This window comes from Solimonas marina (assembly GCF_012241385.1).
Lineage (GTDB): Bacteria > Pseudomonadota > Gammaproteobacteria > Nevskiales > Nevskiaceae > Solimonas > Solimonas marina.
In genome coordinates this window covers 33384-59461 of sequence record NZ_JAAVXB010000018.1, presented here as the reverse complement: position 1 = coordinate 59461, position 26078 = coordinate 33384, and the positions used below count along the sequence as shown (strand labels likewise).

Annotated in this window: 22 protein-coding genes, 1 tRNA gene and 1 pseudogene; 6 read left to right on the top strand and 18 right to left on the bottom strand. The window is 65.8% G+C overall.

Features of this window, described 5'->3' with window-relative positions; genetic code table 11:
• Positions 1 to 711: 711 nt before the first annotated feature.
• The 7 genes and pseudogenes from G7Y82_RS20475 to G7Y82_RS21625 form a co-directional block, all read right to left on the bottom strand.
• Positions 712 to 1404, bottom strand: a complete 693-nt coding sequence (locus G7Y82_RS20475; protein WP_168149999.1) for a response regulator — start codon at positions 1402 to 1404, stop codon at positions 712 to 714.
• On the bottom strand, positions 1401 to 4112 hold the full coding sequence (locus G7Y82_RS20470) for a DUF4118 domain-containing protein (protein ID WP_168149998.1): 2712 nt from the start codon (positions 4110 to 4112) through the stop codon (positions 1401 to 1403). The genes G7Y82_RS20475 and G7Y82_RS20470 overlap by 4 nt, the downstream gene beginning before the upstream one ends.
• 95 nt (positions 4113 to 4207) lie before the next feature.
• Entirely contained in the window at positions 4208 to 4774 is a 567-nt protein-coding gene (kdpC, locus tag G7Y82_RS20465) for a potassium-transporting ATPase subunit KdpC (protein ID WP_168149997.1), read from the bottom strand.
• A gap of 14 nt (positions 4775 to 4788) precedes the next feature.
• Positions 4789 to 6834: a potassium-transporting ATPase subunit KdpB gene (gene kdpB, locus G7Y82_RS20460; protein WP_168149996.1), complete on the bottom strand. Its 2046-nt coding sequence runs from the start codon at positions 6832 to 6834 to the stop codon at positions 4789 to 4791.
• Positions 6835 to 6857: 23 nt separating this feature from the next.
• The gene (gene kdpA / locus G7Y82_RS20455) at positions 6858 to 8567 is read right to left on the bottom strand and encodes a potassium-transporting ATPase subunit KdpA (protein WP_168149995.1); all 1710 of its coding nucleotides are present in this window, start codon (positions 8565 to 8567) and stop codon (positions 6858 to 6860) included.
• A 21-nt stretch (positions 8568 to 8588) separates the two neighbouring features.
• Complete coding sequence (locus G7Y82_RS22000; protein WP_366515706.1) at positions 8589 to 8708, bottom strand: K(+)-transporting ATPase subunit F; 120 nt, start codon at positions 8706 to 8708, stop codon at positions 8589 to 8591.
• A 269-nt stretch (positions 8709 to 8977) separates the two neighbouring features.
• Positions 8978 to 9281, bottom strand: a pseudogene (locus G7Y82_RS21625) (IS3 family transposase); the annotation flags it as partial.
• Positions 9282 to 9637: 356 nt separating this feature from the next.
• Here G7Y82_RS21625 and G7Y82_RS20445 point away from each other — a divergent pair.
• On the top strand, positions 9638 to 9940 hold the full coding sequence (locus G7Y82_RS20445) for a hypothetical protein (protein ID WP_168149994.1): 303 nt from the start codon (positions 9638 to 9640) through the stop codon (positions 9938 to 9940).
• A 78-nt stretch (positions 9941 to 10018) separates the two neighbouring features.
• Positions 10019 to 10285: a hypothetical protein gene (locus tag G7Y82_RS20440; protein WP_168149993.1), complete on the top strand. Its 267-nt coding sequence runs from the start codon at positions 10019 to 10021 to the stop codon at positions 10283 to 10285.
• Positions 10286 to 10305: 20 nt separating this feature from the next.
• Here the strand turns inward: G7Y82_RS20440 and G7Y82_RS20435 are convergent, their stop codons facing one another.
• On the bottom strand, positions 10306 to 10824 hold the full coding sequence (locus G7Y82_RS20435) for an SRPBCC family protein (protein ID WP_168149992.1): 519 nt from the start codon (positions 10822 to 10824) through the stop codon (positions 10306 to 10308).
• A complete protein-coding gene (locus G7Y82_RS20430) occupies positions 10821 to 11246 on the bottom strand; it encodes a CoA-binding protein (protein WP_168149991.1) in 426 nt (141 codons plus the stop codon). The genes G7Y82_RS20435 and G7Y82_RS20430 overlap by 4 nt, the downstream gene beginning before the upstream one ends.
• A 141-nt stretch (positions 11247 to 11387) precedes the next feature.
• Here G7Y82_RS20430 and G7Y82_RS20425 point away from each other — a divergent pair, with 141 nt between their 5' ends.
• Entirely contained in the window at positions 11388 to 11618 is a 231-nt protein-coding gene (locus tag G7Y82_RS20425) for a hypothetical protein (protein ID WP_168149990.1), read from the top strand.
• 9 nt (positions 11619 to 11627) lie between these two features.
• Here G7Y82_RS20425 and G7Y82_RS20420 read toward each other — a convergent pair whose 3' ends face one another.
• Positions 11628 to 11993 carry a hypothetical protein gene (locus G7Y82_RS20420; RefSeq protein WP_168149989.1) on the bottom strand — a complete coding sequence of 122 codons (366 nt, stop codon included), beginning with the start codon at positions 11991 to 11993 and terminating at the stop codon, positions 11628 to 11630.
• Between the two features lie 225 nt (positions 11994 to 12218).
• Between G7Y82_RS20420 and G7Y82_RS20415 the strand changes: the two genes are divergently transcribed.
• Entirely contained in the window at positions 12219 to 13865 is a 1647-nt protein-coding gene (locus G7Y82_RS20415; protein ID WP_168149988.1) for an isovaleryl-CoA dehydrogenase, read from the top strand.
• 66 nt (positions 13866 to 13931) lie between these two features.
• Here the strand turns inward: G7Y82_RS20415 and G7Y82_RS20410 are convergent.
• From G7Y82_RS20410 to infC, 8 genes are all read right to left on the bottom strand, one after another.
• A tRNA-Pro gene (locus G7Y82_RS20410) sits at positions 13932 to 14008 on the bottom strand.
• Positions 14009 to 14104: 96 nt separating this feature from the next.
• The gene (locus tag G7Y82_RS20405; protein ID WP_168149987.1) at positions 14105 to 14536 is read right to left on the bottom strand and encodes a MerR family transcriptional regulator; all 432 of its coding nucleotides are present in this window, start codon (positions 14534 to 14536) and stop codon (positions 14105 to 14107) included.
• Entirely contained in the window at positions 14520 to 14816 is a 297-nt protein-coding gene (locus tag G7Y82_RS20400) for an integration host factor subunit alpha (RefSeq protein ID WP_168149986.1), read from the bottom strand. Before G7Y82_RS20400 ends, G7Y82_RS20405 begins: the two co-directional genes overlap by 17 nt.
• Positions 14817 to 14840: 24 nt before the next feature.
• Positions 14841 to 17210 carry a phenylalanine--tRNA ligase subunit beta gene (gene pheT / locus G7Y82_RS20395; protein WP_168149985.1) on the bottom strand — a complete coding sequence of 790 codons (2370 nt, stop codon included), beginning with the start codon at positions 17208 to 17210 and terminating at the stop codon, positions 14841 to 14843.
• Positions 17211 to 17234: 24 nt separating this feature from the next.
• Positions 17235 to 18236: a phenylalanine--tRNA ligase subunit alpha gene (gene pheS, locus G7Y82_RS20390; protein ID WP_168149984.1), complete on the bottom strand. Its 1002-nt coding sequence runs from the start codon at positions 18234 to 18236 to the stop codon at positions 17235 to 17237.
• A 150-nt stretch (positions 18237 to 18386) separates the two neighbouring features.
• Positions 18387 to 18752 carry a 50S ribosomal protein L20 gene (gene rplT / locus G7Y82_RS20385; RefSeq protein WP_168149983.1) on the bottom strand — a complete coding sequence of 122 codons (366 nt, stop codon included), beginning with the start codon at positions 18750 to 18752 and terminating at the stop codon, positions 18387 to 18389.
• Positions 18753 to 18771: 19 nt separating this feature from the next.
• Entirely contained in the window at positions 18772 to 18969 is a 198-nt protein-coding gene (gene rpmI, locus G7Y82_RS20380; RefSeq protein ID WP_168149982.1) for a 50S ribosomal protein L35, read from the bottom strand.
• A gap of 174 nt (positions 18970 to 19143) precedes the next feature.
• The gene (gene infC / locus G7Y82_RS20375) at positions 19144 to 19662 is read right to left on the bottom strand and encodes a translation initiation factor IF-3 (protein ID WP_366515707.1); all 519 of its coding nucleotides are present in this window, start codon (positions 19660 to 19662) and stop codon (positions 19144 to 19146) included.
• A gap of 227 nt (positions 19663 to 19889) precedes the next feature.
• Between infC and G7Y82_RS20370 the strand changes: the two genes are divergently transcribed.
• Complete coding sequence (locus G7Y82_RS20370) at positions 19890 to 20999, top strand: DUF748 domain-containing protein (protein WP_168149980.1); 1110 nt, start codon at positions 19890 to 19892, stop codon at positions 20997 to 20999.
• A 123-nt stretch (positions 21000 to 21122) separates the two neighbouring features.
• Positions 21123 to 25946 carry an NAD-glutamate dehydrogenase gene (locus tag G7Y82_RS20365; RefSeq protein ID WP_168149979.1) on the top strand — a complete coding sequence of 1608 codons (4824 nt, stop codon included), beginning with the start codon at positions 21123 to 21125 and terminating at the stop codon, positions 25944 to 25946.
• The last annotated feature ends 132 nt before the right edge of the window (positions 25947 to 26078 follow it).

Genomic DNA, 26078 nt, shown 5'->3' with positions numbered 1-26078 from the left:
CACGTCCTTGCCGAACGCGTTGCCGGCGAACAGCACGTGCGTGTAGTCCTTGGCCAGCTCGGCGATCTGCGGCGCATGGGTCGCCGCCAGCACGTGTTCGTTCTCGGCGCACTCGAAATTTTCGCCATCTGCGAGTTCGGAGACAGTCGTCCGGAAGTACAGAAGATCATTTCCGGTGCGAGAAAGGATCGTTTGTGCGCATTGCGGGAGAGAATAGCTGCCGCTGCAATTGACTCCGATAGCGGAGAGTTCGACGCGGAGCAGGTGGCCGGTCTTATCATGAATCTGCTATCGGCCTCTCGTATTTCGATTCGGTCTGGCGTCAGCAAGGAAGAAGTGCACGCGACGATTCGGCTGGCGCTCGCAACATTGAGATTGGGCCAGCTGGACCCTACTGGGGGGACCTCAGAGCGGAAGAAAATTCCGAGGGTCATGAATCGAGGGCGAACAATAACGGAGGGCGCCGAAACAATGAGAAGTTTCGCGGCCCAGCGTCACGTTTAGATTCGTGCTGCGAACTGCGGAAAATTAGCCGCGCCGTAAGGGCGTTGTTGCCTGCAAAGCAGGTGGCGGGCCGCTCCAATCCGAAATGCACGTGGTGGCCTCGTTCAAAACCGAGTCTCGCCGTCGCGGCGCGGCTCACATCAATGAGCCTACAGGACTTCTAGGAAGGTTCAGTTTCCTGACGCAATGCCTCCTCATTAAGCAGGCTCAATCCGCTGCTCGCAGCCGGTAGCCGACGCCGGCTTCGGTTTGGATGAACTCGGGCTGGCCGTGGCACGGTCCGAGCTTCTGGCGTAACTGGCGTACGTAGATGCGTAGATACTGCACGTCGGTCTGCAGATCGCCGTCCCAGACGGCCTCGATCAGTGTGCGATGCGTGAGCACCTTGCCAGCGTGCAACACGAGCTGTTCCAGCAGCGCATATTCCTTCGGCGAAAGGTGCACGTCGTCGCCGCCAAGCTGCACGCGGCGATGGATCAGGTCGACGCTAAGTGGGCCGCTTCGGTAGAGAGGCCGGGCGCCCTGCTGCTGCATGCGATGGCGCAGCGCCGCGCGAATTCTCGCCATCAGCTCCTCGCTGCCGAACGGCTTGCTGACATAGTCGTCGGCGCCCTCGTCGAGCGCCTGTACCTTGGCGGCCTCGAAATCGCGGCTCGACAGCACGATCACCGGCACCGCCGACTCGGCGCGCAGCTCGCGCAGCACGTCGAGCCCGTCGCGGTCCGGCAGCCCCAGATCGAGGATCACCAGCGCCGGCCGCTCACGGCGCACGCTGTCCAGCGCCTCGGCGGCGGTGGCCGCTTCGAGCATGTCGTAGTCCTGCGCCTGCAGCGTGGTGCGCAGCAGGCGACGGATCGGCTTCTCGTCGTCGACGACGAGCACGCGTACGGCATTCGTCATGGCCTCTCGCCCTCTACCGCGACCAGCTGGCTCGCCGCGAATTCGATCTCGAACTGCGCGCCCGGACCGGCGTCGCGCGCCCGCACGCGGATGCGCCCGCCCATCGCACGCACGAACGCGCGGCAGATCGTCAGCCCCAGACCGGTGCCGGCGCGCTGCCGGTCGGCCTGACGAATTCGGTAGAAGACATCGAAGATCCGCTCCTGCTCGGTGGCCGGCACGCCGGGCCCTCGATCGGCGACGCTGATGGTCAGCGCATAGCGGTGCTGGCGAACGGTCAGTGTGATCACGCTGTTTTCGGGGGCGTATTTCGCCGCATTGTCGAGCAGGTTGACGAGCACTTGCTCGAGCAGCGCCGGATCGGTACGCAGAAACGGCAGCGCCGGCGGCAATTCGATCTCGAGGCGATGCCGCGCCAGCAGCTTGCGGGTCCGGCGCACGGCGCCGTCGACGATGTCGGCGATCTCGCAGCTCTCGCTGCGCACCTGCAGCGCGCCGGCGTCGATACGCGTCATGTCGAGCAGGTTGGCGACGAAGCGGCTCATGCGCTCGGTCTCCTCCTCCGCGGTCGCCAGCAGCTCATCGCGCTGCGCGGCGTCGTAGTGAGGGCCGTAGGCGCGCAGGCTGGTGATGCTGCCGAGGATGCTCGCCAGCGGCGTGCGCAGATCGTGCGAGACCGACGTCAACAGCGCCGCGCGCATTTTCTCGGTTTCGGCCAGCATCTTCGCCTGGTCGACATCCTTGGCCAGGCGGATGCGCTCGGCACCGATCGCGATCAGGTCGGCCAGCGCGTCGAGCAGACGCCGCTGGCCGGCGCTGAGGCGAACCCGTTCCTCGCCGCGCACGCCAATGACGCCGGCCACCGCCGCGTCCGACAGCATCGGCACGAACAGCCAGCGGCTGCCCGGCAACGTGTCGGATCCGCGACCGGCCGGTCGCGCCCGGTCGCGGCACCAGTTCGCCGCCGCCAGATCGGATTCCTCGAGCACCGCGCGTGCCGACGACGCACCGCGCACCCGCAAACCATCCGGGTCGGCGGACAGCACCACAGCGTCGACGTCAAGCATCTGCGCAATGCGTCGCGCGGCGACGCCCATCAGCTCGTCGAGCCGGCGCAGACCGGCAACCTGGCGGCTGAATTGCAGCAGCTCGCCGTTGAGCATCGCCTGGTCGCTGGCCAGCCGCGCCTGATCGCGCGCACGCGCCGACAGGCGGCTGGTCAGCGCCGCCGTCAGCAGGAACGCGAACAAGGCGATGACATTAGCCGGATCGCCGATCGTGAACGTGTACAGCGGCGGCAGGAACAGGAAGTTGTAGAGCGCCGCGCTGACCAGCGCGCAGAGCAGGCCGGGAACCAGGCCGCCGCGCATCGCGGCGACGATCACCGCCGGCAGGAACAGCATCGAGACGTTCGGTGCGCCGAGCCCCCGGTCGATCGCCAGCGCCGGCAATGTGGCGAGCGCGGCGTAGAACACCGCGCGCGCATGATCGGCGCCGGCGCCCCAGCTCCAGTGTGCTTCGATACGTCCGGCGTCGCGCTGCCGGCCAAGCGCCCGCGGCTTATCGACGAGCACCTGGACGATGATGCCGTCGGCGCGCTTGACCAGCTCGTGCACGACCGAGCCGTGCCGCCACTCGAACCAGCGCGAGCGCCGCGATTTTCCAACGATCAGCTGTGTGACGTTATGCTCGCGCGCCAGACGCAGCACTGTGCCGGCGATGTCGATGCCGCCGGGCAGCGTCTGCGTATCGGCGCCGAGCTGTTCGGCCAGTCGCAGCGTCGCATGCGTCTGCACGCGCGATGCCTCGTCGAGCCGCAGGCTGCGTGCGGTCTCCAGGTGCAGCACGGTCCACGGGGCATCGAGACGGTCGGCGACGCGCTTGGCATGACGAACCAGCGCCTCGCCGGCCGGTGATTCGTTGATGCAGACCAGCACTCGCTCGCCGGCCGCCCAGACTTGCTCGACGCCCCGCGCGCGGCGCTGGCGCTGCAGTTGCTCGTCGACACGATCGGCCGTGCGCCGCAGCGCCAGCTCGCGCAGGGCGGTGAGATTGGACGTCGTGAAGTAGTGCTGCAGCGCACGCTCGCCAGCCTCGCCGCGATAGACCTTGCCCTCGCGCAGGCGCTGCATCAGGTCGGCCGGCGTGAGGTCGACCACTTCGACGTCGTGCGCGCGCTCGAGTATCGAGTCGGGTACGGTTTCGCGTACGCGCACGTGGGTGATGCTGGCGACGATGTCGTTGAGGCTTTCGAGATGCTGGACGTTCAGCGTCGAGTAGACGTCGATGCCGGCATCGAGCAGCTCAACGACGTCCTGCCAGCGCTTCGGATGCCGCGACCCCGGTGCATTGGTGTGCGCCAGCTCGTCGACCAGCGCCAGCTGTGGGCGACGCGCGAGCAGACCATCAAGATCCATCTCGTCGAGCGCGCGCCGCTGATAGGCGACGCGGCGGCGCGGCAGCGGCTCGATGCCGTCGAGCAGCGCCTTGGTCTCGACGCGACCGTGCGTCTCGACCAGCGCGGCGACGACATCGACTCCGGTGTCGCGGCGACGGCGGGCGTCCTGCAGCATTTCATAGGTCTTGCCGACGCCCGGCGCGGCGCCGAGAAAGATCTTCAGCTTGCCGCGTCCCTCGCGCTGCGCCTGCTCCAGCAGCGCGTCCGGCGATGGGCGTGCGCGATGTCCGGACGCGGGATCGTCAATCACGCGGGCATTCCGGCAGGTACGGGCGGAGGTTACGTTTTTTCATCCGGCGCGCAGTATCGCGCCGTCGGCGATGGCGGCGAAAGCGGCGATAGCACTCAGCGCGACATCGCATCGAGCGCCAGATTCAGTGCCAGCACGTTGACGTGCGGCTCGCCGAAAAGACCGAGCGCGCGTCCTTCGACATGCGCGGTGACCAGCCGGCGCACACGAGCCTCGTCGAGACCGCGGGCACGGGCGACGCGCGGTACCTGGAATAGCGCGCCGGCCGGCGAAATGTCCGGATCGAGACCGCTGGCCGACGTGGTGACGAGATCGGCCGGCACCGGCTCATCCGGATTCTGCGCCTGCAGTCTGGCCGCATCGGCCGCGATGCGGGCGTGCAGCGCGGCGCTCGATGGCCCGAGGTTCGAGCCGCCCGACGCTGCGGCGTCGTAGCCGTCACGGCCGGCCGCCGACGGCCGGCCGTGGAAGTAGCGATCGGACGCGAAGCGCTGGCCGAGCAGCGCCGAGCCGATCACATGACCGTCGCGCTCGATCAGCGAGCCGTGCGCCTGACGCGGGAACAGCGCCTGACCGAGGCCGGTGACGAGCAGCGGATAGACGGCGCCGGTCAGCAGCGTGAACAGCAGTAGCATCACGAGCGCGGGGCGTAGATGGGTCATTGTCAAAACCTCCTTCAGACCAGGCCGATCGCGCACAGCGCCAGATCGATGAGCTTGATGCCGACGAACGGCGCGACGAGCCCGCCGACGCCGTAGACCGCGAGATTGCGCGCGAGCAGCGTCGCCGCCGGCGCCGGCCGGTATTTCACGCCGCGCAGCGCCAGCGGCACGAGCAGCAGGATGATCAACGCGTTGAAGACCGTCGCCGACAGGATCGCCGACTGCGGCGAGTGCAGATGCATGATGTTGAGCACCGCGAGCGAGGGATAGACCGTGACGAACATCGCCGGCAGGATCGCGAAATACTTGGCGACGTCGTTGGCGACCGAAAACGTCGTCAGTGCGCCGCGCGTAATCAGCAGCTGCTTGCCGATCGCGACGATCTCGATCAGCTTGGTTGGATCGGAATCAAGATCGACCATGTTGCCGGCCTCGCGTGCGGCCTGCGTACCGGTCTGCATCGCTACGCCGACGTCGGCCTGCGCCAGCGCCGGTGCGTCATTGGTGCCGTCGCCGCACATCGCGACCAACTTGCCGTCCGCCTGTTCGGCGCGAATCAACGCCAGTTTGTCCTCGGGGCGGGCCTGCGCAAGGAAGTCGTCGACGCCGGCTTCGGCGGCGATCGCCGCTGCCGTCAGTGGATTGTCGCCGGTGATCATCACCGTGCGAATGCCCATGCGGCGCAGCTCGGCGAAGCGTTCGCGAATCCCGCCCTTGATGACGTCCTTCAGATGCACGACGCCGAGCGCGCGGCCGTCACGGGCGACGACCAGCGGCGTACCGCCGGCTTTGGCCACGCCGTCGGCGCCAGCCACCACCGCCTCCGGCAGCACCCGGCCGTCGGCAAGCGTGCGCAGGTAGTCACGCACCGCGTCGACCGCGCCCTTGCGCAGCTCGTGGCCGTCGATGTCGACGCCGGACATGCGGGTCTGCGCCGAAAACGGCAGAAATCGTGCGCGCAGTGCCGCCACATCGCGCGGGCGCAGCCCATGCCGCGTCTTCGCCAGCACCACGATAGAGCGGCCTTCCGGCGTTTCGTCGGCGAGGCTGGCCAGCTGCGCGGCTTCGGCCAGCTCGCGCTCGTCGACGCCCGGCGCCGGCAGGAACGCGACGGCCTGACGATTGCCGAGCGTGATCGTTCCGGTCTTGTCGAGCAGTAGCGTGTCGACGTCGCCGGCCGCCTCGACGGCGCGGCCGGACGTCGCCAGCACGTTGAAGCGCACGAGACGGTTCATGCCGGCGATGCCGATCGCCGACAACAACGCGCCAATCGTGGTCGGGATCAGCGTCACGAACAGGGCGATCAGTACGATCATCGACACCTTGCCGCCGGCATAGATCGCGAAGCTCGGAATGCTCGCGCAGGCGAGCACGAAGATCAGCGTCATGCCGGCCAGCAATACCGTCAGCGCCATCTCGTTCGGTGTCTTCTGCCGCGCCGCGCCTTCCACGAGCGCGATCATCCGGTCGAGAAAGCCGGCACCGGCCGGCGCCGTGATGCGCACTTTGATCGCATCCGACAGCACGCGCGTGCCGCCAGTCACCGCCGAACGATCGCCGCCGGACTCGCGCACCACCGGCGCCGACTCGCCGGTGATCGCCGACTCGTCGACGGTGGCGACGCCGTCGATCACTTCGCCGTCGCCGGGCACCAACTCGCCGGCCTCGACCTGTACGACGTCGCCGCTGCGCAGCTCGGTCGCCGGCACCCAGGCATAGGCTTCGCCGCCGCTGCGCGCGAGACGCCGCGCGCGGGTCTGCTGTCGCGTGCTACGCAATGCCGCCGCCTGCGCCTTGCCGCGTCCCTCGGCGAGTGCTTCGGCAACGTTGGCAAACAATACGGTGAACCACAGCCAGGCGATGATCTGCGCCGAGAACAGCAGCTGCGCGGTGCCTGACATGACGTCACGCGCGAACAGCGCCGTCGCCGCCGTCGCCACCAGAGCGGTCGCGAAAATCACCGGATTGCGGATCAGCTGACGCGGATCGAGCTTGCGCAGCGCGGCGCTCGCAGTCTCCCTCCACGGGAAATGCGGCTGGGTCGTGGAGGTCGTCTTCATGGCATTCCTGGGTCTGGCTTCGCTCATGGCTGTCCACCTGTCAGCATCGCCGTATGCTCTGCAACTGGACCAAGCACCAGCGACGGCAGGAACGTCAGTCCGCCGAACACCAGCACTACCGCAATCAGGAGCGCGACAAACAGGCCGCCGTCGCTCGGCAGCGTGCCAGCCGAAGGCGGCACCGCTCTCTTCGCGGCCAGTGCGCCGGCGATCGCCAGCATCGGCACGATGATTGCGAAGCGGCCGACCAGCATCGCGATCGCCAGCGTCACGTCGTAGAACGTCGAATCGGCCGACAGTCCGGCGAACGCGCTGCCGTTGTTGCCGGCCGCCGAGCTGTACGCGTAGAGCATTTCGCTGAAGCCGTGCGCGCCGTCGTTGAGGCGTCCGGCGAGGCCGGCCGGCACGACGCAGGCCAGCGCGGTGAATCCGAGGATCATCAGCGGCGCCACCAGCACCGCCAGCATGGCGAGCTTGATCTCGCGCGTCTCGATCTTCTTGCCGAGATATTCGGGCGTGCGGCCGACCATCAGGCCGGCCATGAAGATCGCGATCAGCGCGTACAGCATCATGCCGTAGAAGCCGGCACCGACTCCGCCGACGATGACCTCGCCGAGCATGATGTTGAGCAGCGGCACGGCGCCACCGAGCGCGGTGAAACTGTCATGCATCGCATCGACCGCGCCGCATGAAGCCGCCGTGGTGATCACCGCGTACAGCGACGAGGCGGCAATGCCGAATCGGGTCTCCTTGCCTTCGAGATTGCCGCTCGCCTGCAAGGCGGTGACATGCGTCAGTGCACTCGGTGCCGCGCTCTCCGCCCAGTAGGTGAGGCCGGCGCCGACAACGAACAGCAGCAGCATCGCGCCGAGAATCGCGTGCCCCTGCCGACGATTGCCGACGGCGCGCCCGAAGACGTCGGTCAGCGCCGCACCGATCGCGAAGATCGACAGCATCTGCAGCAGGTTGCTCAGCGCCGACGGGTTTTCGAACGGATGCGCGGAGTTGGCATTGAAGAAGCCGCCGCCATTGGTGCCGAGCATCTTGATCGCTTCCTGCGAAGCGACCGGCCCTTGCGCGATCAGCTGCCGCGCGCCCTCCAGCGTCGTCACTGGTGTGTAGTCCGAGAAGTTCTGCGGCACGCCGAGCGCGATCAGCAGCAGCGCGTAGAGCAGACAGATCGGCAGCAGCACGTAGAGTGTGACGCGTGTCAGGTCGACCCAGAAGTTGCCGACCGTCGTTGTGCCACGGCATGCGAATCCGCGAATCAGCGCGAACGCTAGTGCAATGCCGGTCGCCGCCGACAGGAAGTTCTGCACGGCCAGCCCGCCCATCTGCGCCAGGTCGCTCATCGTCGACTCGCCGCCGTAGGCCTGCCAGTTGGTGTTGGTGACGAAGCTGATCGCCGTGTTGAAGGCCAGCGCCGGGGCCAGATTCGGCAGATGCTGCGGATTCAGCGGCAGCCAGGCCTGCGTGCGCAGGATGCCGTAGAGCAGGACGAACCCGCCGAGATTGAACAGCAGCATCGCGGCGGCATAGGCGGACCAGTGCTGTTGCTCGCGTCCGTCGATGCCGGCAAGCCGCAGCATGCCACGCTCGACCGGCCCGAGCAGCGGCGTCAGCCAGACCCGCTCGCCGACATACAGGCGATGCATGAAACCGCCGAGCGGTCGCACCAGCAGCAACAGCAGCGCCACGTAGACGACGATCTGCAGCCATCCATTGAAGGTCATGTCCGGACTCCTGGCGGCGCCTCAGAAATGCTCGGGGCGGGCGAGCACATAGACGAGATAGGCGAGCAGCACGAGCGCCACGCCGCCGCCGACGAGCAGGTCGAACATGGCGCGTTCACAGCCGGCCGCATATGCGGACATAGGCGCCCATCAGCGCGAAGCCGAGCAGCGCGATACCGAGAAACGTGATGTCGGCCATGTTGCGGCCCCGTCATCGCCGCTGATTGCGGCCGGCGATATTCGAATGCAGCACGCCATAGGAATTCGAGACGGGAGCCGGCGGCGATTCATATAAATCGCATATAAATCACCGCGCCCCGCACGGCGTTTCCGCGGCTTTTTGTAGATCTATCGAATTTTCCGAATCGCGGACGTGATCAGACTGGACCGGCCCAGGGGTTCATCGCCACTCAAGAATCGTCTGGCGCGTAGCGCCGTTCAAACTCGACCGCTGAAAGATCGACAGCGGAACCACGTCGCCGAACCATGTTTAAAACACTCGATGTCATCGAGCACGTCCGATGCGGCAGCTTGCCGAGCCGGATAGATTCGCCGCTTGATCCTCTCCTTCTTCATCGCACTGAAGAAGCTCCCGGCGACGGCGTTGTCGTGGCAGTTTCCGCGTCAGCGTATGTTCGGCCCCATCCGGTATTCCTTCAGAAACGACCGCCAGTCGTCGCTGGCGAACTGACACCATTGATCGGAATGCAATAGGGAACGTTTGAACAAATAGCCGAAGCATGCGCACGCTGACGGCGCTTCGCAGACATTCCGGATTTGAGTCCAGCGCGAATCGCCGATTTCGACATTTCATGATGTCCGTAAGGCGATTTTCATCGTTCATTATCCCGCATGGCTGAACTGCGGGCGAAGTTCGCCCGTCATCGCGAGTAGTTTCTTGCGGGCCACCCAAAATTGGCCAATGCGAACAGCGTAACGATCTGTGCGGTGTTCTTGCCAGTCCCTTGAAGCGGACTTTGCGTTCAGTTACGGTGCAGCAGCGGCGCTCACAATGCCGAAGCGCCGCAAGGACGATGGCGCGCCGACCAAGACCTATAACGGAGTGGCCCGTGACGTTTCCACATGGATGTGGTGACCATCATTTTCTGTATTTGAAGAAACTGTTTCGTCGCGAGCTGACCTCGACCTTGTTTCGCGAGGACGAGGAGCGACTGGTGCGGGCCGGCTGGCTGCGCCGCAACGACGAAGGCAAGCCCGAGGTAACGGAGGTGGTCGCCGCCTACTTCATCAACGCGCGTCGCACGATGAGTACGCCGACGCGACCGCGTAGCGAAGAAGAGCTGATGCGCGAGCGACTGTTCGGCAGTGCCCGGCCGGTGGCGCGGCGCCGTGTGCGACTCGCTGTTTCCTGACCGGTATGCGGAGCCGCCGACGGCGGCTTGATGTGCGGTCACTTCCGGCGCAGCATGCAGGCAGCCGGAGGGGACAAGATGATCGCATTCGATGAAGAGGTCGAGGCGGCGCGCCGATTGCTCGAGCAGCGGCACGAACGGGTCGGCGATTTCTGCTTTTACGTGAAGGAACATCCACGCGTGCAGTGCGCGGATGGGCGCTGTCTGTCGACCTACGATGTCGAGGTGACAACCAAGCGTCGCGGTGTGCGCGTCGCGGCGTATGTCGGTGGTCAGACGCCTTCGTGGCTCGATCAGTTCGAGGCCGATCTGCGGTCGCGACGCTTCGTCCCGGAAGGGGACTGACCGCCCCCGCAGCTTGCGGGCTACTGCTTCTCCAGCACGCCGCTGGCGGCGAGCTGGCGGATGCGGAACACGGTATCGCGATCAGCTTGCTGGTACGCGCTCTTGACCATTTCGCCGAGCGGGCTCTGTGCGTGGTGGTCGATCGAGCGTGCGGCGTAGGTGAAGCGCACGAAGAGCGCATCGTTGGCGGGCTCCTCGATGCACATCGTTAGGCTGAAATGCGTATTGGCGCGCTCATCCTCGATTTCGTAGCGCACACGCGTTTCGTTCTCGAAATGGACCTGATCGCGGACTTCGTAGTCGCCGAAGTGCAGCACGCGACGCAGCGAGCCGTCTGCGTCCGACTCGACTTCGACCTCGTCGAGCCATGGAATGAACAACTGCGGCGTCTGCGCGCGCAGCAGCAGGCCACGCCAAAGCTGATCACGGCGTATTGGCTCAATCCGCAGTTCACGCGGATCGTTGATCTGCACCAGATGTTCGAAGTGCAGCGTGTCGGCAGCGGCTGCGTCCTGATGCGGTTCGCGCTCGTCGCTCATGCGGTGCGTTGCTGCAACTCGACCATCAGGCAGCGGTCCTGGACCACGGCGATGCCCGCCGCGCGCAGGGTCGTGGCAAACGCATCGTCGCGAATGCCCAGTTGCAGCCACACGGCTTTCGGGCGTGCTGCGAGGATGTCGTCGAGGTGTGCCGGCAGGTCCTGCGGGCGGCGGAAGACATCGACCAGATCGATCGTGCCCGGAACGTCGGCGAGCCGGCGGTAGACTGCGTGGCCGAGGATGGTGCAGACGTCCGGGTAATAGACCGGCACCGGCACCACGTCGTAGCCGCTGTCCACCAGGTACTTCGGCACGTAGAACGCCGGTTGCGTGGCTTGTGCCTCGGTTTTGATGCCCAGTACCGCGATACGGCGTGTCTGCGCCAGTATGGCGTTGATGTCGGCGTCACCGCCCGGATTCATGCAGAGTCCTCCTGCGCCGCTAGGGTCTCGACGGCTTGCAGGATCAGCATACTGGATCGGTCGGCATGCTTCCGGCGTCGCGGCGTGCTGCGCTACGATGACGGTCAATACGAAACCGAAAGAAAGGGGAGAAGCCGCACGATGTCCGATGAAAAGTGTCCGTTCGAATTCAACTTCGACCCGGCCAGCTTCAAGGTGGGGGATACGGTCAGCTATCGCGTTCCGAAGCTGACGGGCTTTCCGTTCGCCGCGCAGGTCAAGGCCGTTTACGACGACTACATCGAGATCGTCGATGCCGGTGAGCCCGGCAAGATCATGCGCGCGACGCGGGAAAGCCGCCCGGTCGTCAACGACGAAGATGCGCTGAACTGAGCCCGGTGGTCAGCGCCATGCACTGCCCAGCCAGAGCAGGCCCGCGCTCAGACCCAGGCCGCCGATGAGCCGGCGCGGGCTGGCCGGCAGTTGTCGGTGATGCGTGATCAGCGTTGCCGGCGCCGCCAGCAGCATTGCAGCGACGCCCCAGCGCGGCAGCGCGGCGCTCGGGCCGAGCAGGTCGACCCATAACGCCAGCGCTGCCGCGCCGAGCACGGTCGCCGCGAGCCGTTGCTCAAGGCGCTCTGACGCGCGCCGGCGCCCGGCGCCGAGCAAAAGCATCATGGCAACGAGCAGCAGCGCGCTCGCGAGCGCGCTCAGCCCAGCCAGCGGCCATGAGCTGATCGACAGCGTGTCGGGAAGTGTGTGCGGCATGAGCCACCTCTTCGCAGGCAAAAACTGAAAAGAAGAGCTGCCGGCGGTGGGTAACCGTGGAGGTGGCGTAATGACCGGGGGAGAGAGCCCGGCACGAAGATCATATACCGAGCACACCGCGACGCAAGCGCGCTGCATGACCGCTCGGCTGCGCGATGCGCGTACTTCGGCGAATGCGGGGCTGACAGCGGGTGACTATGCTGATCGTCACGGAGGACGTACGACATGAGCATCGCCGAACAGTTTCTGACGCACGCGGTCGACAACCAAGCACCACCGCTGCAGAACTACAACAGCTATCTGTCCGACCTTGCGCTGCGCGAGGCCGTGGCGCGCGAGGGCGGCGGCTGGGCCGAAGCGCACCTGAGCGAATTCGGCGCGGTGGCGGGCGGTGAGATGGTCGCGCTCGGCTATGCCGCCAACGAGAACAAGCCCAAGCTGAAGGCCTACGATCGCTACGGTCATCGCATCGACGAGATCGAGTTCCATCCGGCCTATCACCGCGTCATGCAGCTCGGCATGCAATACGGCGTGCACGCCTTCGCGTGGCGCAACGCCGACAAGCCGGGTGCGCATGTGGCCCGCGCAGCGGTTTCGTATCTGCACAATCAGGCTGAGTCCGGCACCAGCTGTCCGCTGACCATGACCCACTCGGCGGCGCCGGCGCTGATGAAGACGCCGGCCCTGGCGGCGCGCTGGCTGCCGAAGATCCATTCGACCGAATACGATCCGCGGCTGCTGCCGATGGAGCAGAAGACCGGCTGCACGATGGGCATGGGCATGACCGAGAAGCAGGGCGGCTCGGACGTGCGCGCGAATACCACCAAGGCGTACCGACAGGCCGACGGCAGCTACGAGATCGTCGGCCACAAATGGTTCTTCTCGGCGCCGATGTGCGACGCCTGGCTGGTGTTGGCCTATGTCGACGCTGGCCTCAGCTGTTTTCTGATGCCGAAGCTGCGGCCGGACGGTTCGCGCAATGCGATTCGCGTGCAACGCCTCAAGGACAAGCTCGGCGACTGGTCGAATGCGTCGAGCGAGGTCGAGTTCCTCGGCGCCTACGCCGAACTGGTCGGCGCCGAAGGGCGCGGCGTCTCGACGATCCTCGAAATGGTCGCGCTGACGCGCCTCGATTGCATGATCGGCTCGTCGAGCCTGATGCGGCAGGCCACTGTGCAGGCCCTGCATCACGCGCGCTACCGCAAGGCGTTCGGCAAGCTGCTGATCGACCAGCCGTTGATGCGCAACGTGCTGGCCGATCTGGCGCTGGAAACCGAGGCGGCGACGGCGCTGACGATGCGTGTTGCGCGCGCCGTCGATGCCTCGCCGCGCGATGAGGGCGAGGCGGCGTTTGCGCGCATCGCCACCGCGATCGGCAAGTTCTGGATCTGCAAGCGCTGCCCGCCGCTGGTCAATGAGGCGCAGGAATGTCTCGGTGGCGCCGGCTACGTCGAGGACGGCCCGATGCCGCGCCTTTATCGTCAGGCGCCGCTCAATTCGATCTGGGAAGGCAGCGGCAACATCCAGTGCCTGGACGTGCTGCGCGCGGTCGGCAAGGAGCCGGAAACGCGCGAGGCGCTGTTCGCCGAGTTGCTGAGCGCGCGTGGCGCGCATGCCGATCTCGATCGCGAGATTCACTGGCTGACGCAAGCCTTCGACGATCGGGCGACGCTGGAACTGCGCTCGCGCATGGTCGTCGAGCGCTTGGCGCTGGCACTGCAGGCCGCGATCCTGCTGCGTGCCGGCAACGACGACGTGGCCGCCACCTGGTGCAGCAGCCGCCTCGGCGGCGAGCACGGCCTGAACTACGGCACGCTGTCAGCGCAGGCGCCGCTCGACGCGTTGCTGGCGCGCGCGTTCGTCGACGGCTGAGCTCTAACGAAAGGAGGAGGGTTGAAGCCGTCGTCGGACGGCGATCCGCGGCGCGGATCTAAAAAATGGTCGGGGCGACAAGATTCGAACTTGCGACCACTTCCACCCCAAGGAAGTGCGCTACCAGGCTGCGCTACGCCCCGACGCGAGGCTTGCATACGGCGGTACTGCGGGGTCGCGAAGTGTAGCGGACGCCGCGGGGGTTTTGAAGGGAAACGCGGGCTCGGAACCGCGACTGCTTATTCCGGGAACAGGCGCAGCAGCGACTCGAGCTCGTCGCGCAGCCGCTGCACTTCGAGGTTGCGGCCGTTGCCGGTGGCGGCGGCGACCGGGCGCGGTTTGCCGACGGCGAGCGCCGCGTGACCGGGCCGGGCACTGTCGCCGCCGCTGACCAGCCGCGGCATTTCCTTGAGGCGCTGGCGCGCGCCGCCAATGGTGAAGCCCTGTTCGTAGAGCAAGCTGCGGATGCGCCGCACCATCTGCACGTCTTCGTGCTGGTAGTAGCGGCGGTTGCCGCGGCGCTTCACCGGCTTGAGCTGCGGGAATTCCTGCTCCCAGTAGCGCAGCACGTGCGGCTTGACGTCGCAGAGCTCGCTGACTTCGCCGATCGCGAAATAGCGCTTGCGGGGAATGTCAGGGAGGATGGCGAGGGGTTTATCGACGGACCGCATCGGCTTCCACCCTCAGGCGCAGTTTCTGACCCGGACGGAACGTGACGACGCGGCGTGCCGAGATCGGAATCTCTTCGCCGGTTTTGGGGTTGCGGCCAGGCCGCTGGTTCTTGGAGCGCAGCTCGAAGTTGCCGAAGCCGGAAAGCTTTACTTCCTTGCCGGCTTCGAGACGACCGCGAATTTCTTCGAAGAAAAGATCGACGAATTCCTTCGCCTCGCGCTTGTTCAAGCCGAGGTCTTCAAACAGTGCTTCAGCCAACTCGGCCTTGGTCAATGCCACCAGGCGATTCCCCTTATCGTCTTGTCACTGTCGGATCACGGCGTTCAGCTCGCGCGTCAGCGCTTGCGTCACCGCGGACGCTGCCGTGTCGATCTCGGACAAAGTTAGGGTGCGCGAGACGTTATTGAAAAGCAAGCCCAAAGCCACGCTTTTCTCGCCGGTTTTGAGACCTGTTCCACGATAAATATCGAAAATCAGCGCCTCGCTCAGCAACTCGCCTGCCGCCTGTCGCGCGCATGTCAGCAATTGCTCGCCGCTGACCGATTCGGCAACAACCACCGCCAGATCGCGGCGCGACGACGGGAATTCGGACAGCGCAGCGGCCTTGGGTACGCCGACGCTGCGCAGCGTCGTCCAGTCGAGTTCGAACAGCAACGGCGCCTCGGGCAGGTCCAGCGTGCCGACCAGCTTCGGGTGCAGTTCGCCGATCCAGCCGCAGGCCTGGTCGCCGCGGACGATGCGGGCGCAGCGGCCGGGGTGCAGTGCCGGATGCTCGGCGGCCTCGAAGCGGTAGTCGGCAGCGGCATTGCCGAATAGCGAGACGACTTCGGCCTTGAGGTCGTAGAAGTCGACCGGGCGGTTGGCGCTGCCCCACTGCTCGGGCAGGGCGCGGCCGGCAGCCAGGCCGGCCAGGCGCGAGGTTTCGACGACGCTGCCGTTGTCGAGCGCAAAGCAGACACCGGCTTCGAACAGGCGCACGCGGTCCTGCTGGCGCGCCCGGTTGTAGAGCCAGGCCGGAATCAGGCCGGCCCACAGCGTCGTGCGCATCACCGACAGGTTGTCGGCGATCGGGTTGTCGAGCGCGATGGCCGCGGCCTGCGGATCGAGCGCGGTTTGCAGACCCGGTTCGACGAAGGCCAGCGAGATCGCCTCTTGCCAGCCGCGCGCGGCCAGATGCTGCTTGACGGCGATCAGCGGGCGCGCGGCCTCCGCGCGCTGCGACGGCGCCAACTGCGCCTGGTAGGGACGTGCCGGAATCCGGTCGTAGCCGTAGAGGCGGCCGACTTCCTCGATCAGGTCCGCTTCGATGCGCAGGTCGTAGCGGTGGCTGGGCACGCGCGCCATCCACGCGTCGCCGACTTCGGCGCGCAGCGCGATGCCGAGGCGGCCGAGCAGGGTTTCGACGTCCTTGGCCGGAATCTCGTGGCCGAGCACCTGGTCGATGCGCGAGCGGCGCACGCGCACGTTGACCGGCTCCGGCTGGCTGCGGCCGGCCTGCGTCACCGGGTGCGTTTCGCCGCCGCAGATCTGTAGCACCAACTGCGTCGCGCGTTCCAGTGCTTGACGCTGCAGCGCCGGATCGACGCCGCGCTCGTAGCGATACGAGGCATCGGAGAACAGCTTGTGACGGCGGCCGGTACCGGCCACCGCGGTCGGCGCGAAACACGCCGACTCGAAGAAGATGCGCGTGGTGCCGGCCTGCACGCCGCTGTCGAGGCCGCCCATGACGCCGGCCAGCGCGATCGGGCCGCCGTCGTCGCTGATCAGCAGTTCGCGGTCGCGGCATTCGACGGTCTGCTCGTTGAGCAGCTGCAGCGACTCGCCGTCGCGCGCACGGCGCACGCGGATGTTGCCGGACAGCTTGCCGGCGTCGAAGGCGTGCATCGGCTGGCCGAGTTCGAGCATCACGTAGTTGGTGATGTCGACGACCGGGTGGATGCTGCGAATGCCCGAGCGACGCAGGCGCTCGCGCATCCAGTCCGGCGTGCGCGCCTTGGCGTTGAGCTTGGTGATGACGCGGCCGACGTAGCTCGGGCAGTCGTCGACGCTTTCGATCTCGACCTTGATCTGCTCGTGGCCCTCGACGACGGTCTGCTGCGGCGTCGGCCGCTTCAACGGCACGCCGTACAGTGCCGAGATGTCGCGCGCCAGGCCGACCACCGACAGGCAATCGCCGCGGTTCGGCGTGATTTCCAGATTGAGGATGTGGTCGTCGAGATCGAAGTAGTCATCGATGGACATGCCGATCCTGGCGTCGGCTTCGAGCTCGACCAGGCCGTCCGATTTTTCGGCGAGGCCCAGCTCCGAGGCCGAGCACAGCATGCCGAAGCTCTCGACGCCACGCAGCTTGGCTTCGCCGATCTGCATGCCGCCGGGCAGGGTGGCGCCGACCACCGCGCACGGCACCTTGATGCCCGGGCGCGCATTCGGCGCGCCGCAGACGATCTGCAGCAGCGCGCCGGTGCCGGCGTCGACCTTGCAGACCTGCAGGCGGTCAGCCTGCGGGTGGCGCTCGGCCTCGACGATCTTGGCGACCACGACCTGCGTCGCGCGCCCGGCAACCGCTGGCTCGATTTCCAGCTCGAGACCGCCCATGACCAGGCGCTCGGCGATTTGTTCGATCGTGGCCGCGGGGTTCACCCACTCGCGCAGCCAGTTTTCACTCAGCTTCATGTTCTGATGTCCGGTCCGTCGCGATCAGTGGAACTGCTCGAGGAAACGTAGATCGTTGTTGAAGAACAGGCGCAGGTCGTCGACGCCGTAGCGCAGCATTGCCATGCGCTCCATGCCCATGCCGAAGGCGTAGCCGGAGTACTTCTCCGAGTCGATGCCGACCGCTTCGAGCACCTTGGGGTGCACGACGCCGCAGCCCAGCACTTCCAGCCAGCGCCAGCTGCCGTCCGGCAGCGTCCACTTGATGTGCACGTCGGCGCCGGGCTCGACGAAGGGGAAGTAAGACGGCCGGAACAGCGCCTCGATGTCGCGCTCGAAGAAACGCGACAGGAACACCTGCAGGTCGTACTTGAGGTCGGCCAGCGACACCTTCTCGGCGACGTACAGGCCTTCCATCTGATGAAACATCGGGCTGTGCGTGCGATCGGAATCGACGCGGTAGACGCGGCCCGGGCAGACGATGCGGATCGGCGGCTTGCGCTGCTGCATCGTGCGGATCTGCACCGGACTGGTGTGCGTGCGCAGCAGCCGTTCGCCGTTGAGGACGTAGAACGTGTCCTGCATCGCGCGCGCCGGGTGCGCCTCGGGAATGTTGAGTGCGCCGAAGTTGTGGAAATCGTCTTCGATTTCCGGTCCTTCGACCGCCTCGAAGCCCATCTCGCCGAAGATTTCGGTGATGCGCTGGATGGTGCGGGTGATCGGGTGCAGGCCGCCGATGGTTTCGCCGCGACCGTCCAGCGTCACGTCGATGCGCTCGGACGCCAGGCGTGCTTCGAGGGCGGCGCTGTCCAGCGTCTCACCACGGCTTTCGAGCGCGGCGGCCAGGGTTTCCTTGGCTTTGTTGACGCGCTCGCCATAAGTCTTGCGCTCGTCGGGCGCCATGCCGCCGAGCTGTTTCAGCAGGCCGGTGACGCGGCCCTTCTTGCCGAGCAGGTCGACGCGCAGAGTTTCCAGCGCACGGGGATCGTCGCAGGCGGCAATATCGGCCTGCGCGCTGTGTACCAATTGTTCGATTTCGTCGCTCATCGCGGTCGGGACAACGGTCTTGAATCGGGAGTGGATGGCGCGTCGGCGCGATGCCGGACGGCCTTCATCAAAAGACGCCACCAATAGAAAAGGGGAACGGCGCGGGCGCCGCTCCCCTTCGCAAACAGCAGATACGACGAAGCTGGCTGCTTAGGCGGCGATGCCGAGCGAGGCTTTCGCCTGGGCCACCAGAGACGCGAACGCTGCCTTGTCGTGGATCGCGAGATCGGCGAGGACCTTGCGGTCCAGGGCGACGCCGGCCTTGGCGAGCCCATTGATAAATCGGCTGTACGACAGGCCGAGTTCCTTGGTCGCCGCGCCGATGCGGATGATCCACAGCGAGCGGAAGTCGCGCTTTTTAACGCGACGGTCACGGTAGGCGTACTGGCCCGACTTGATGACCTGCTCCTTGGCGGAGCGGAACTGGCGCGACTTGGCGCCGTAATAGCCCTTGGCCTGCTTCAGGACTTTCTTGTGCTTGGCGCGGGCGGTAACACCACGTTTGACGCGTGCCATGTTTCGTTCTCCTTATCGATTAAGCGTACGGAAGCATCTGCTTCACTTCGCGGACGTCCGACGCATGAATCTGCGCCTCGCCACGGAGCTGACGGATGCGCTTGCCCGACTTCTTGGTCAGGATGTGGCGCTTGTGCGAATGAGAACGCTTGAAGCCGCCTTTGCCAGTCTTGGCAAAGCGCTTGGCCGCGCTTTTCACGGTTTTGATTTTTGGCATTTGTAACACTCCTGCTACGTCATCGTTGCCGAGTTCGCAGCCCTGCCACGGGCGCTGGTCGGGCCTTCCCCGACGGGGAAGGGCTTCTCTTTTAGGCAGGTATGAGCTCTCGCTCCGACCGCCGCCGCGAGCCGTACCGGCCCCGCGGTGTTTGGCAGCCCGTAACGGGCGGCCTTACTTCTTGCGCGGCGACATGACCATGACGGCCTGACGCCCTTCCATCCTCGGATGCTGCTCGACGACCGCCAGCTCTCCGAGTTCCGCCTTCAGACGCTCCATGATCTGCGCGCCCAACTCCTGGTGCGCCATCTCACGGCCGCGGAAGCGGACCACGATCTTGACCTTGTCGCCTTCTTCCAGGAAGCGCGTGATCGAGCGGAACTTGGTCTGGTAATCGCCGGTTTCCGTCGTTGGACGGAACTTGATTTCCTTGACCTGGATCTGCTTCTGCTTCTTCTTCGCGGCGTGGGCGGCCTTGTCCTTTTGGTAAAGGTACTTGCCGTAATCCATGATCTTGCAGACCGGCGGGTCCGCGTTCGGTGACACCTCGACGAGGTCGAGCCCGGCCTCTTCGGCCTTGGCGAGCGCGTCGCGGGTCAGCATCACCCCGATCTGGCCTCCGTCTTCCGCGATCAGGCGGATGCGAGGAACATTGATCTGATGGTTGCGCCGATCTTCACGTTCTGAAGCGATTGCGTCATCTCCTGGATTGCCCGACGCTGCGGGCGACACCCTCGCCGGCGGGCGAACAATGGCCGACCGGATTGAGGACAAGGGGCGGCATTGTACGGACCTGTGGGCCGGCACTCAAGCGGAAAATGCGCCTGAATTCGCCAATTCGGCCTGAAGCGGCGTCCTTCATGCCACGGCAAGGCCGCAGCCCCTACTGTCGACGCTTTAAATGCGTGGAGGATCAGGCGTTGCAGCGTCGTCGCCGCTGGCCGTGGATCGTGCTCGTGCTGGTCGGCGCGCTGGTGCTGCTGCGGGTGCTGCTGCCGGGTTGGGCGACCGGTTACCTGAACCGCCATCTCGACCAGATGGGCAGTTACCACGGCCACTTGCGGGACGTGGACCTGCACTTGTGGCGCGGCGGCTACACGATTCACGACCTGATCATCGTCAAGCGTGACGGTGCGGTGCCGGTGCCGCTGCTCAAGGCGCCGCGCATCGAACTGTCGATCAGCTGGCCGGCGCTGATGCTCGGCGGCATCGTCGGCGAAGTCGAGTTCTGGCGGCCGGAGCTCAATATCGTCGACGGCAAGAGCGAGCGCGACACGCAGACCGGCCGCGGCGTCGACTGGCGGCAGCGCCTCGAAAGCCTGCTGGCGATCCGCCTCAACGAGGTCGATGTGCATGATGGCACGCTGCACTTTCGCAACTATCACTCGCAGCCGGCCGTCGACTTGGTGGCAACGCAGGTCAACGGCGCGGTCTACAACCTGACGAATGTCGAGGACAAGAACACGCCTCGTGCGGCGACGATGTCGCTGCAGGCGCGCCTGTTCGGCGAGGCGCCGCTGGAGGCGCGTGCGGCATTCAATCCATTCGGCGGTTTCGGCGACTTCAAACTGGACGCGCGGGCGCGTGACGTCGATCTGCGCCGGCTCAACGATTTTCTGCAGGCCTACATCAAGCTCGATGCCGAGTCCGGCAGTGGTGACATCGTCGTGCAGCTTGATGCGCACGACGGTCGGCTGGAGGGCTACGCCAAGCCGCTGTTCCGCGACGTGTCGATCTTCAGCTGGAAGCACGATATCGAGGAGCAGCACGACAACCCGCTGCGCGCCGCCTGGGAAGCGTTGGCCGGTGGTCTGCAAAACCTGCTGAAGAACCAGCGCAAGGATCAGTTCGCGACGCGCGTGGTGTTCAGCGGCCGCATCGATCAGCCGCAGACTAGCGCCCTGCAAGCCATCGTCGCGATCCTGCGCAATGGCTTCATCAAGGCCTACCAGCCGCACTTCGAAGATTTGCCGGTGCGTCGTGCGCCGGCGCCAAGCCAGAAGCGCGGCGATGACAAGGGCGCGTCATGACGACGTGCGACGCTGCGCCTCCGTAACAGATTGGCGCGTGTTGGCAAGAGGATTTCCACCGCAGGCGCGGCGCACGTGCAGTCCTATACTCGCCGCTGGCCGCCTTTGAGGAGAGGCAAGAGCATGCGATCTGAAGCCGTTGAACAGCAGACGCAGTTGCTGGACCGGTTGCAGGCCCTGGCGCGCGAACGTGCGCCCCAGGATCAGTGCGAGGCCTTCGTGGCCTTCATTCGTCCGTATTACGAAATGGCGTCGCTCGACACCTTGCGCATGCGCACGGTGGACGAGTTGGTCGATGCCGCGTTACGGCATTTCCTGTTTGCGCAGCGTCGCGCGCCGGGGGAGATGCTGGTACGCGTGCTGCCGCCCGCCGATTTTGCGATGCGCGGCAGCCGTGGCTTGGCACGCCTGGAGACGGTCGTCGACGACATGCCGTTCCTGGTCGACTCGCTGAGCATGGCGATCCGCGACACGGCGGCGCCCATCGACTGGCTGGTGCATCCGATCCTGCACGTTGCACGCCGCAACGAGCAGTGGGACGAGCTGGCCGACGACGGCGAGTCCGAGTCGCTGATTCATGTCGAGTTTGAAGCCTTCGCGCAGGCGTCCGGTTACACCGAGCTGGAGCGCCATGCGCAGGCGCTGCTCGGTGACTTGCGCTGCATCGTCGACGATTTTTCGGCAATGCGCACCAAGGCCATCGAACTGGCCGGCCATCTGGCGGCGATCGCGCCGGGCGTCAGTACCGATGACGGTGTCGAGGCCGGTGAATTTCTGCGCTGGCTGGAAAGCGGTCACTTCACCTTCCTCGGTTGTATCGAGACCGACGTGGTCGTTGGCGACGACGGCCGTGCGCGCTTCGAGGCGCGCCCTGAACGGGCGCTGGGGCTGGCGCGGCCGGGGCGCCGCTACGCCGACGCTGATGCGCTGATCGCGCCGCGCGAGGAACTCGACAAATACAGCGAGTCGTCACGTCTCATCGTCATCACCAAGGGCAACCAACGCTCGCACATCCACCACGCTGAGTTCGTCGACGTGGTGTCGGTCAAACGGCTGCGTGCGGACGGCAGCAATGGCGGCACCTGCCGTTTCATCGGCCTGTTCTCAGCCGACGCTTACATCGACCGGCCGCGCAGCATTCCGCTGATGCGGCGCAAGGCCGAACAGGTCATGCGCCGCTCGCGCCTGCCGGAGCTGTCGCATTCCGGCAAATACCTGCGCGAGATCCTCTACCAGCTGCCGCGTGACGAGCTGTTCCAGTCCAACGAAGAGGAGCTGTTCGAAGCCTGCATGGGCATCCGCGCGCTGCGTGAACGTGCGCAGCTCAAGCTGCTGATGCGTCGCGATCGCTACGGCCGATTCTTCTCCTGCATGGTCTTCATTCCGCGCGAGCGTTACTCGCGCGAGCTGCGTGATCGCATCGGCACGGAGCTGATGGACGCCTGCGGCGGCATCGGCATGGACCGCAACATGGATTTTTTGCGCCATGGCATGGCGCGTATTCATTACACCGTGCGTACGCCTCCGGGCACGGTGCTGGCGCAGACCCCGTTGCAGATCGAGCAGCGGCTGCTGACGGCGACGCGCTCCTGGCGCGACCAGCTGCGCGATGTCTATACCAAGCGCCATCGTCAGGACGCGCTGTCGGCGACCCGTTTTCTCGACGCATTCCCGCCCTCGTACCAGGAGCTGACCAGTGCCGACGAGGCGGCTGCCGATCTTTTCTGCCTGCTGCACATGCCGGCCGGCCACGACGTGGTGCCGCGCCTGATCGTCGAATCCGAGCACGGCGCCGCGGCGGTACCGACAGCGCTGAAGCTGTACTGTCGCGGTCAGCCGGTCGCGCTGTCGGATGTCTTGCCGACGCTGGAGAATTTCGGTCTGCGCGTGCTGTCGCAGGACCCGCACGAACTGCATGCCAAGGACGGAGAGGTCCTGTGGATTCAGCAGTTCACCGTGCAGCTCAATGGCGAGCCGGCGCTGCCGCCGGATCAGCAGCGTGCGTATTTCGAAGCGGCATTCGTGCAGGCCGGGCGCGGGCAGATCGAGAATGACGGACTGAACCGGCTGGTCTTGCTGGCCGGGCTCGATGCGCGCCAGGTGGTGTGCTTGCGCGTGCTGACCAAGTACCTGATCCAGACCGGCTTGCCGTACAGCCAGGATTATCAGGAGCGCTTGCTCGCCGAGTACGCGCCGGTTGCACGCCTGCTGGTGCAGTTGTTCGAGGCGCGCTTCGATCCGAAGCTCAGCGACGAGCAGCGCCGTGACCAGGAGATCGCGCTGGGTCAGGGGCTCGATGCCGCGCTCGATGCGGTGGCCACGCTCGACGGCGATCGCGTGCTGCGTGCCTATACCGCCGTGGTGCGTGCAGCGCTGCGCACCAACTACTTCCAGAAGGCGGCTGACGGTGCGCGCAAGTCGTACGTATCGATCAAGCTCGATCCGCGCGGTGTTCCTGAACTGCCGGCACCGCTGCCGATGTTCGAGATCTTCGTTTACGCGCCGCAGGTCGAAGGCATCCACCTGCGCGGCGGCCGCGTTGCGCGCGGCGGTCTGCGCTGGTCCGATCGCAAGCAGGATTTTCGTACCGAAGTGCTGGGCCTGATGAAGGCGCAGATGGTCAAGAACGCGATCATCGTGCCGGTCGGCGCCAAGGGCGGTTTCGTCGTCAAGCAGGGCGACCCGACCGACCGCGAGGCCTGGATGAAGCTGGGCGTCGAGTGCTACAAGACCTTTTTGCGCGGTTTGCTCGATATCACCGACAACAACAGCGGCGACGGCATCGTGCCGCCGCTCGATGTGGTCCGTCACGACGAGGACGATCCCTATCTGGTGGTGGCCGCCGACAAGGGCACGGCAACGTTCTCCGATATCGCCAACGGCCTGGCCGCCGAATACGGTTTCTGGCTCGGCGATGCGTTCGCGTCCGGCGGCAGCGCCGGTTACGACCACAAGAAAATGGGCATCACCGCGCGTGGCGCCTGGGAGAGCGTCAAGCGACATTTCCGCGAACTGGGTCGCGATATTCAAAGTGAGCCGTTCACGGCTGTCGGTGTCGGTGACATGAGTGGCGACGTGTTCGGCAACGGCATGCTGCTGTCGCCGCAGACGCAGCTGGTGGCCGCGTTCGACCATCGGCACATCTTCATCGACCCGCAGCCCGACGTGGCGCGCAGCTTCGCCGAGCGCGAGCGCCTGTTCGCGCTACCGCGATCGTCCTGGGACGACTACGACCGGACCTGCCTGTCCGAGGGCGGCGGGATCTGGCCGCGCAGCGCCAAGCTGATCACCCTGTCGGACGCTGCGCAGCGCGTGCTCGGCGTGACGCGTCGTCAGGTCACGCCGCAGGAGCTGATGCGCGCCATCCTGCTGGCGCCGGTCGACCTGCTGTGGAACGGCGGCATCGGCACCTACGTCAAGAGCCATCTGCAGTCGCATGAGGAATGCGGCGACCGCGCCAACGACGCCATCCGTGTCGACGGGCGACAGTTGCGCTGTAAGGTAGTGGGCGAGGGCGGCAATCTCGGCTGCACACAGCTCGGCCGCATCGAATACGCATTGAGCGGTGGCGATGGTGCCGGTGGCCGTATCAATTCCGACTTCATCGACAACGCGGCCGGCGTCCATACGTCGGACCGCGAGGTCAACATCAAGATTCCGCTGAACCGCATGCTGCAGGCCGGTGCGCTGACCCGGGAGGTGCGCGATCCCTTGCTGGCGCGGATGACCGATCGCATCGCCGAGTCGGTGCTCGACGACAACTACGTGCAGAGTCTGGCGATCAGCCTGATCGAGCGCAGTGCTGCCGACCACCTCGGCGAACATGCCGAGCTGATGCGCACGCTGGAGCGTGACGGTCAGCTCAATCGCGGCGTCGAATTCCTGCCCGACGACGACGTGCTCAAAGAGCGCCGCGCCAAGGGCCGCGGTCTGACGCGCCCGGAGTTGGCGGTACTGCTGTCGTACAGCAAGATTTCGCTGTTCGACGGCGTGCTGCAGTCCGACGTGCCCGACGAGCCGTTCTTCGATCGCGACCTGCTCGATTATTTTCCGTCGCAACTCGTCGAAGGCTATCGCGAGCACTTGCTCGACCACCGTCTGCGTCGCGAGATCATCGCCACGATTCTCGCCAATGCGGTCGTCAATCGTATGGGCTTTGCCTTTGCCCATCGCTTCGCCGAAGACCACGGCGTGCCGCGCGCCGACGTCGTCAAGGCTTATGCGATTGCGCACGAGATCTACGACGGCGATCGTTACTGGCTGCCCATCCAGGCGCTCGATACGCAAGTGCCGTCGGCCTTGCAGCTGCGCCTGTTCGGCCGAGCAATCGGCTTGATGAAGCACGCCACGACCTGGCTGCTGAACTATCAGTGGACAGCCAAGCCCGTGCACGAAGCGGTGTCGACGTTCCGCGATGGCGTAGCGACGCTGACCGCATCGTTCCCCGGCGCGCTGCCCGGTACGTATCGCGCCGATTGGGATCGCGCGGTCGCCGCAATGCAGGACGAAGGCGTGCCCGAGCCACTGGCGCGACAGCTTGCCAACACCATGGTGGCCGGCAGCGCACTCGACATCGTCGAGATCGCGAGCGCTGCGGCGCAGCCATTGACCGAAGCGGCGGCGGTCTATTTCGAAGTGGGCGACCGCCTCGGCATCCTTTGGCTGCTGTCGACGATCATCGCCTATCCGGCGCAGTCGAAATGGCAGGCGTTGGCGCGCGCGAACCTGCGCGAGGACAGCTACCGCTTGCACCGCAAGATCGCCGCGCGCGTGCTCAAGATGCCGGGCGAGACCGCGGCGGCGCGCTTCGAGGCATGGCTGCAGGCCAGTCCCGAGCAGCTGAAGTTCGGACTGCAGCGCTTCAAGGATTTGCGTGCCGGCGAGACCCCGGACTTCATGATGTTGGCGGTCGCGGTACGCGAGCTGCGCAAGCTCGGCAGTCTGTAAGTATCCTGTCAGCTTGGGGTAAGTAACTGAGCTGATTCAGGAAATTTGAGTGGTTTTCCCTGCTGGTGGTGCGCCCGACGTCGGGCGCACTCTCGGGAGGCACCGGCCTTGGTTACATCGGGGTGGCCGGTG

Excerpts from the sequence above, each read along its gene's own strand:
- G7Y82_RS20475 (WP_168149999.1), bottom strand. The coding sequence starts at position 1,404 with ATGACGAATGCCGTACGCGTGCTCGTCGTCGACGACGAGAAGCCGATC.
- kdpC (WP_168149997.1), bottom strand. The coding sequence starts at position 4,774 with ATGACCCATCTACGCCCCGCGCTCGTGATGCTACTGCTGTTCACGCTG.
- kdpB (WP_168149996.1), bottom strand. The coding sequence starts at position 6,834 with ATGAAGACGACCTCCACGACCCAGCCGCATTTCCCGTGGAGGGAGACT.
- kdpA (WP_168149995.1), bottom strand. The coding sequence starts at position 8,567 with ATGACCTTCAATGGATGGCTGCAGATCGTCGTCTACGTGGCGCTGCTG.
- G7Y82_RS22000 (WP_366515706.1), bottom strand. The coding sequence starts at position 8,708 with ATGTCCGCATATGCGGCCGGCTGTGAACGCGCCATGTTCGACCTGCTC.
- G7Y82_RS20440 (WP_168149993.1), top strand. The coding sequence starts at position 10,019 with ATGATCGCATTCGATGAAGAGGTCGAGGCGGCGCGCCGATTGCTCGAG.
- G7Y82_RS20435 (WP_168149992.1), bottom strand. The coding sequence starts at position 10,824 with ATGAGCGACGAGCGCGAACCGCATCAGGACGCAGCCGCTGCCGACACG.
- G7Y82_RS20430 (WP_168149991.1), bottom strand. The coding sequence starts at position 11,246 with ATGAATCCGGGCGGTGACGCCGACATCAACGCCATACTGGCGCAGACA.
- G7Y82_RS20425 (WP_168149990.1), top strand. The coding sequence starts at position 11,388 with ATGTCCGATGAAAAGTGTCCGTTCGAATTCAACTTCGACCCGGCCAGC.
- G7Y82_RS20420 (WP_168149989.1), bottom strand. The coding sequence starts at position 11,993 with ATGCCGCACACACTTCCCGACACGCTGTCGATCAGCTCATGGCCGCTG.
- G7Y82_RS20415 (WP_168149988.1), top strand. The coding sequence starts at position 12,219 with ATGAGCATCGCCGAACAGTTTCTGACGCACGCGGTCGACAACCAAGCA.
- G7Y82_RS20405 (WP_168149987.1), bottom strand. The coding sequence starts at position 14,536 with ATGCGGTCCGTCGATAAACCCCTCGCCATCCTCCCTGACATTCCCCGC.
- pheT (WP_168149985.1), bottom strand. The coding sequence starts at position 17,210 with ATGAAGCTGAGTGAAAACTGGCTGCGCGAGTGGGTGAACCCCGCGGCC.
- pheS (WP_168149984.1), bottom strand. The coding sequence starts at position 18,236 with ATGAGCGACGAAATCGAACAATTGGTACACAGCGCGCAGGCCGATATT.
- rplT (WP_168149983.1), bottom strand. The coding sequence starts at position 18,752 with ATGGCACGCGTCAAACGTGGTGTTACCGCCCGCGCCAAGCACAAGAAA.
- rpmI (WP_168149982.1), bottom strand. The coding sequence starts at position 18,969 with ATGCCAAAAATCAAAACCGTGAAAAGCGCGGCCAAGCGCTTTGCCAAG.
- G7Y82_RS20365 (WP_168149979.1), top strand. The coding sequence starts at position 21,123 with ATGCGATCTGAAGCCGTTGAACAGCAGACGCAGTTGCTGGACCGGTTG.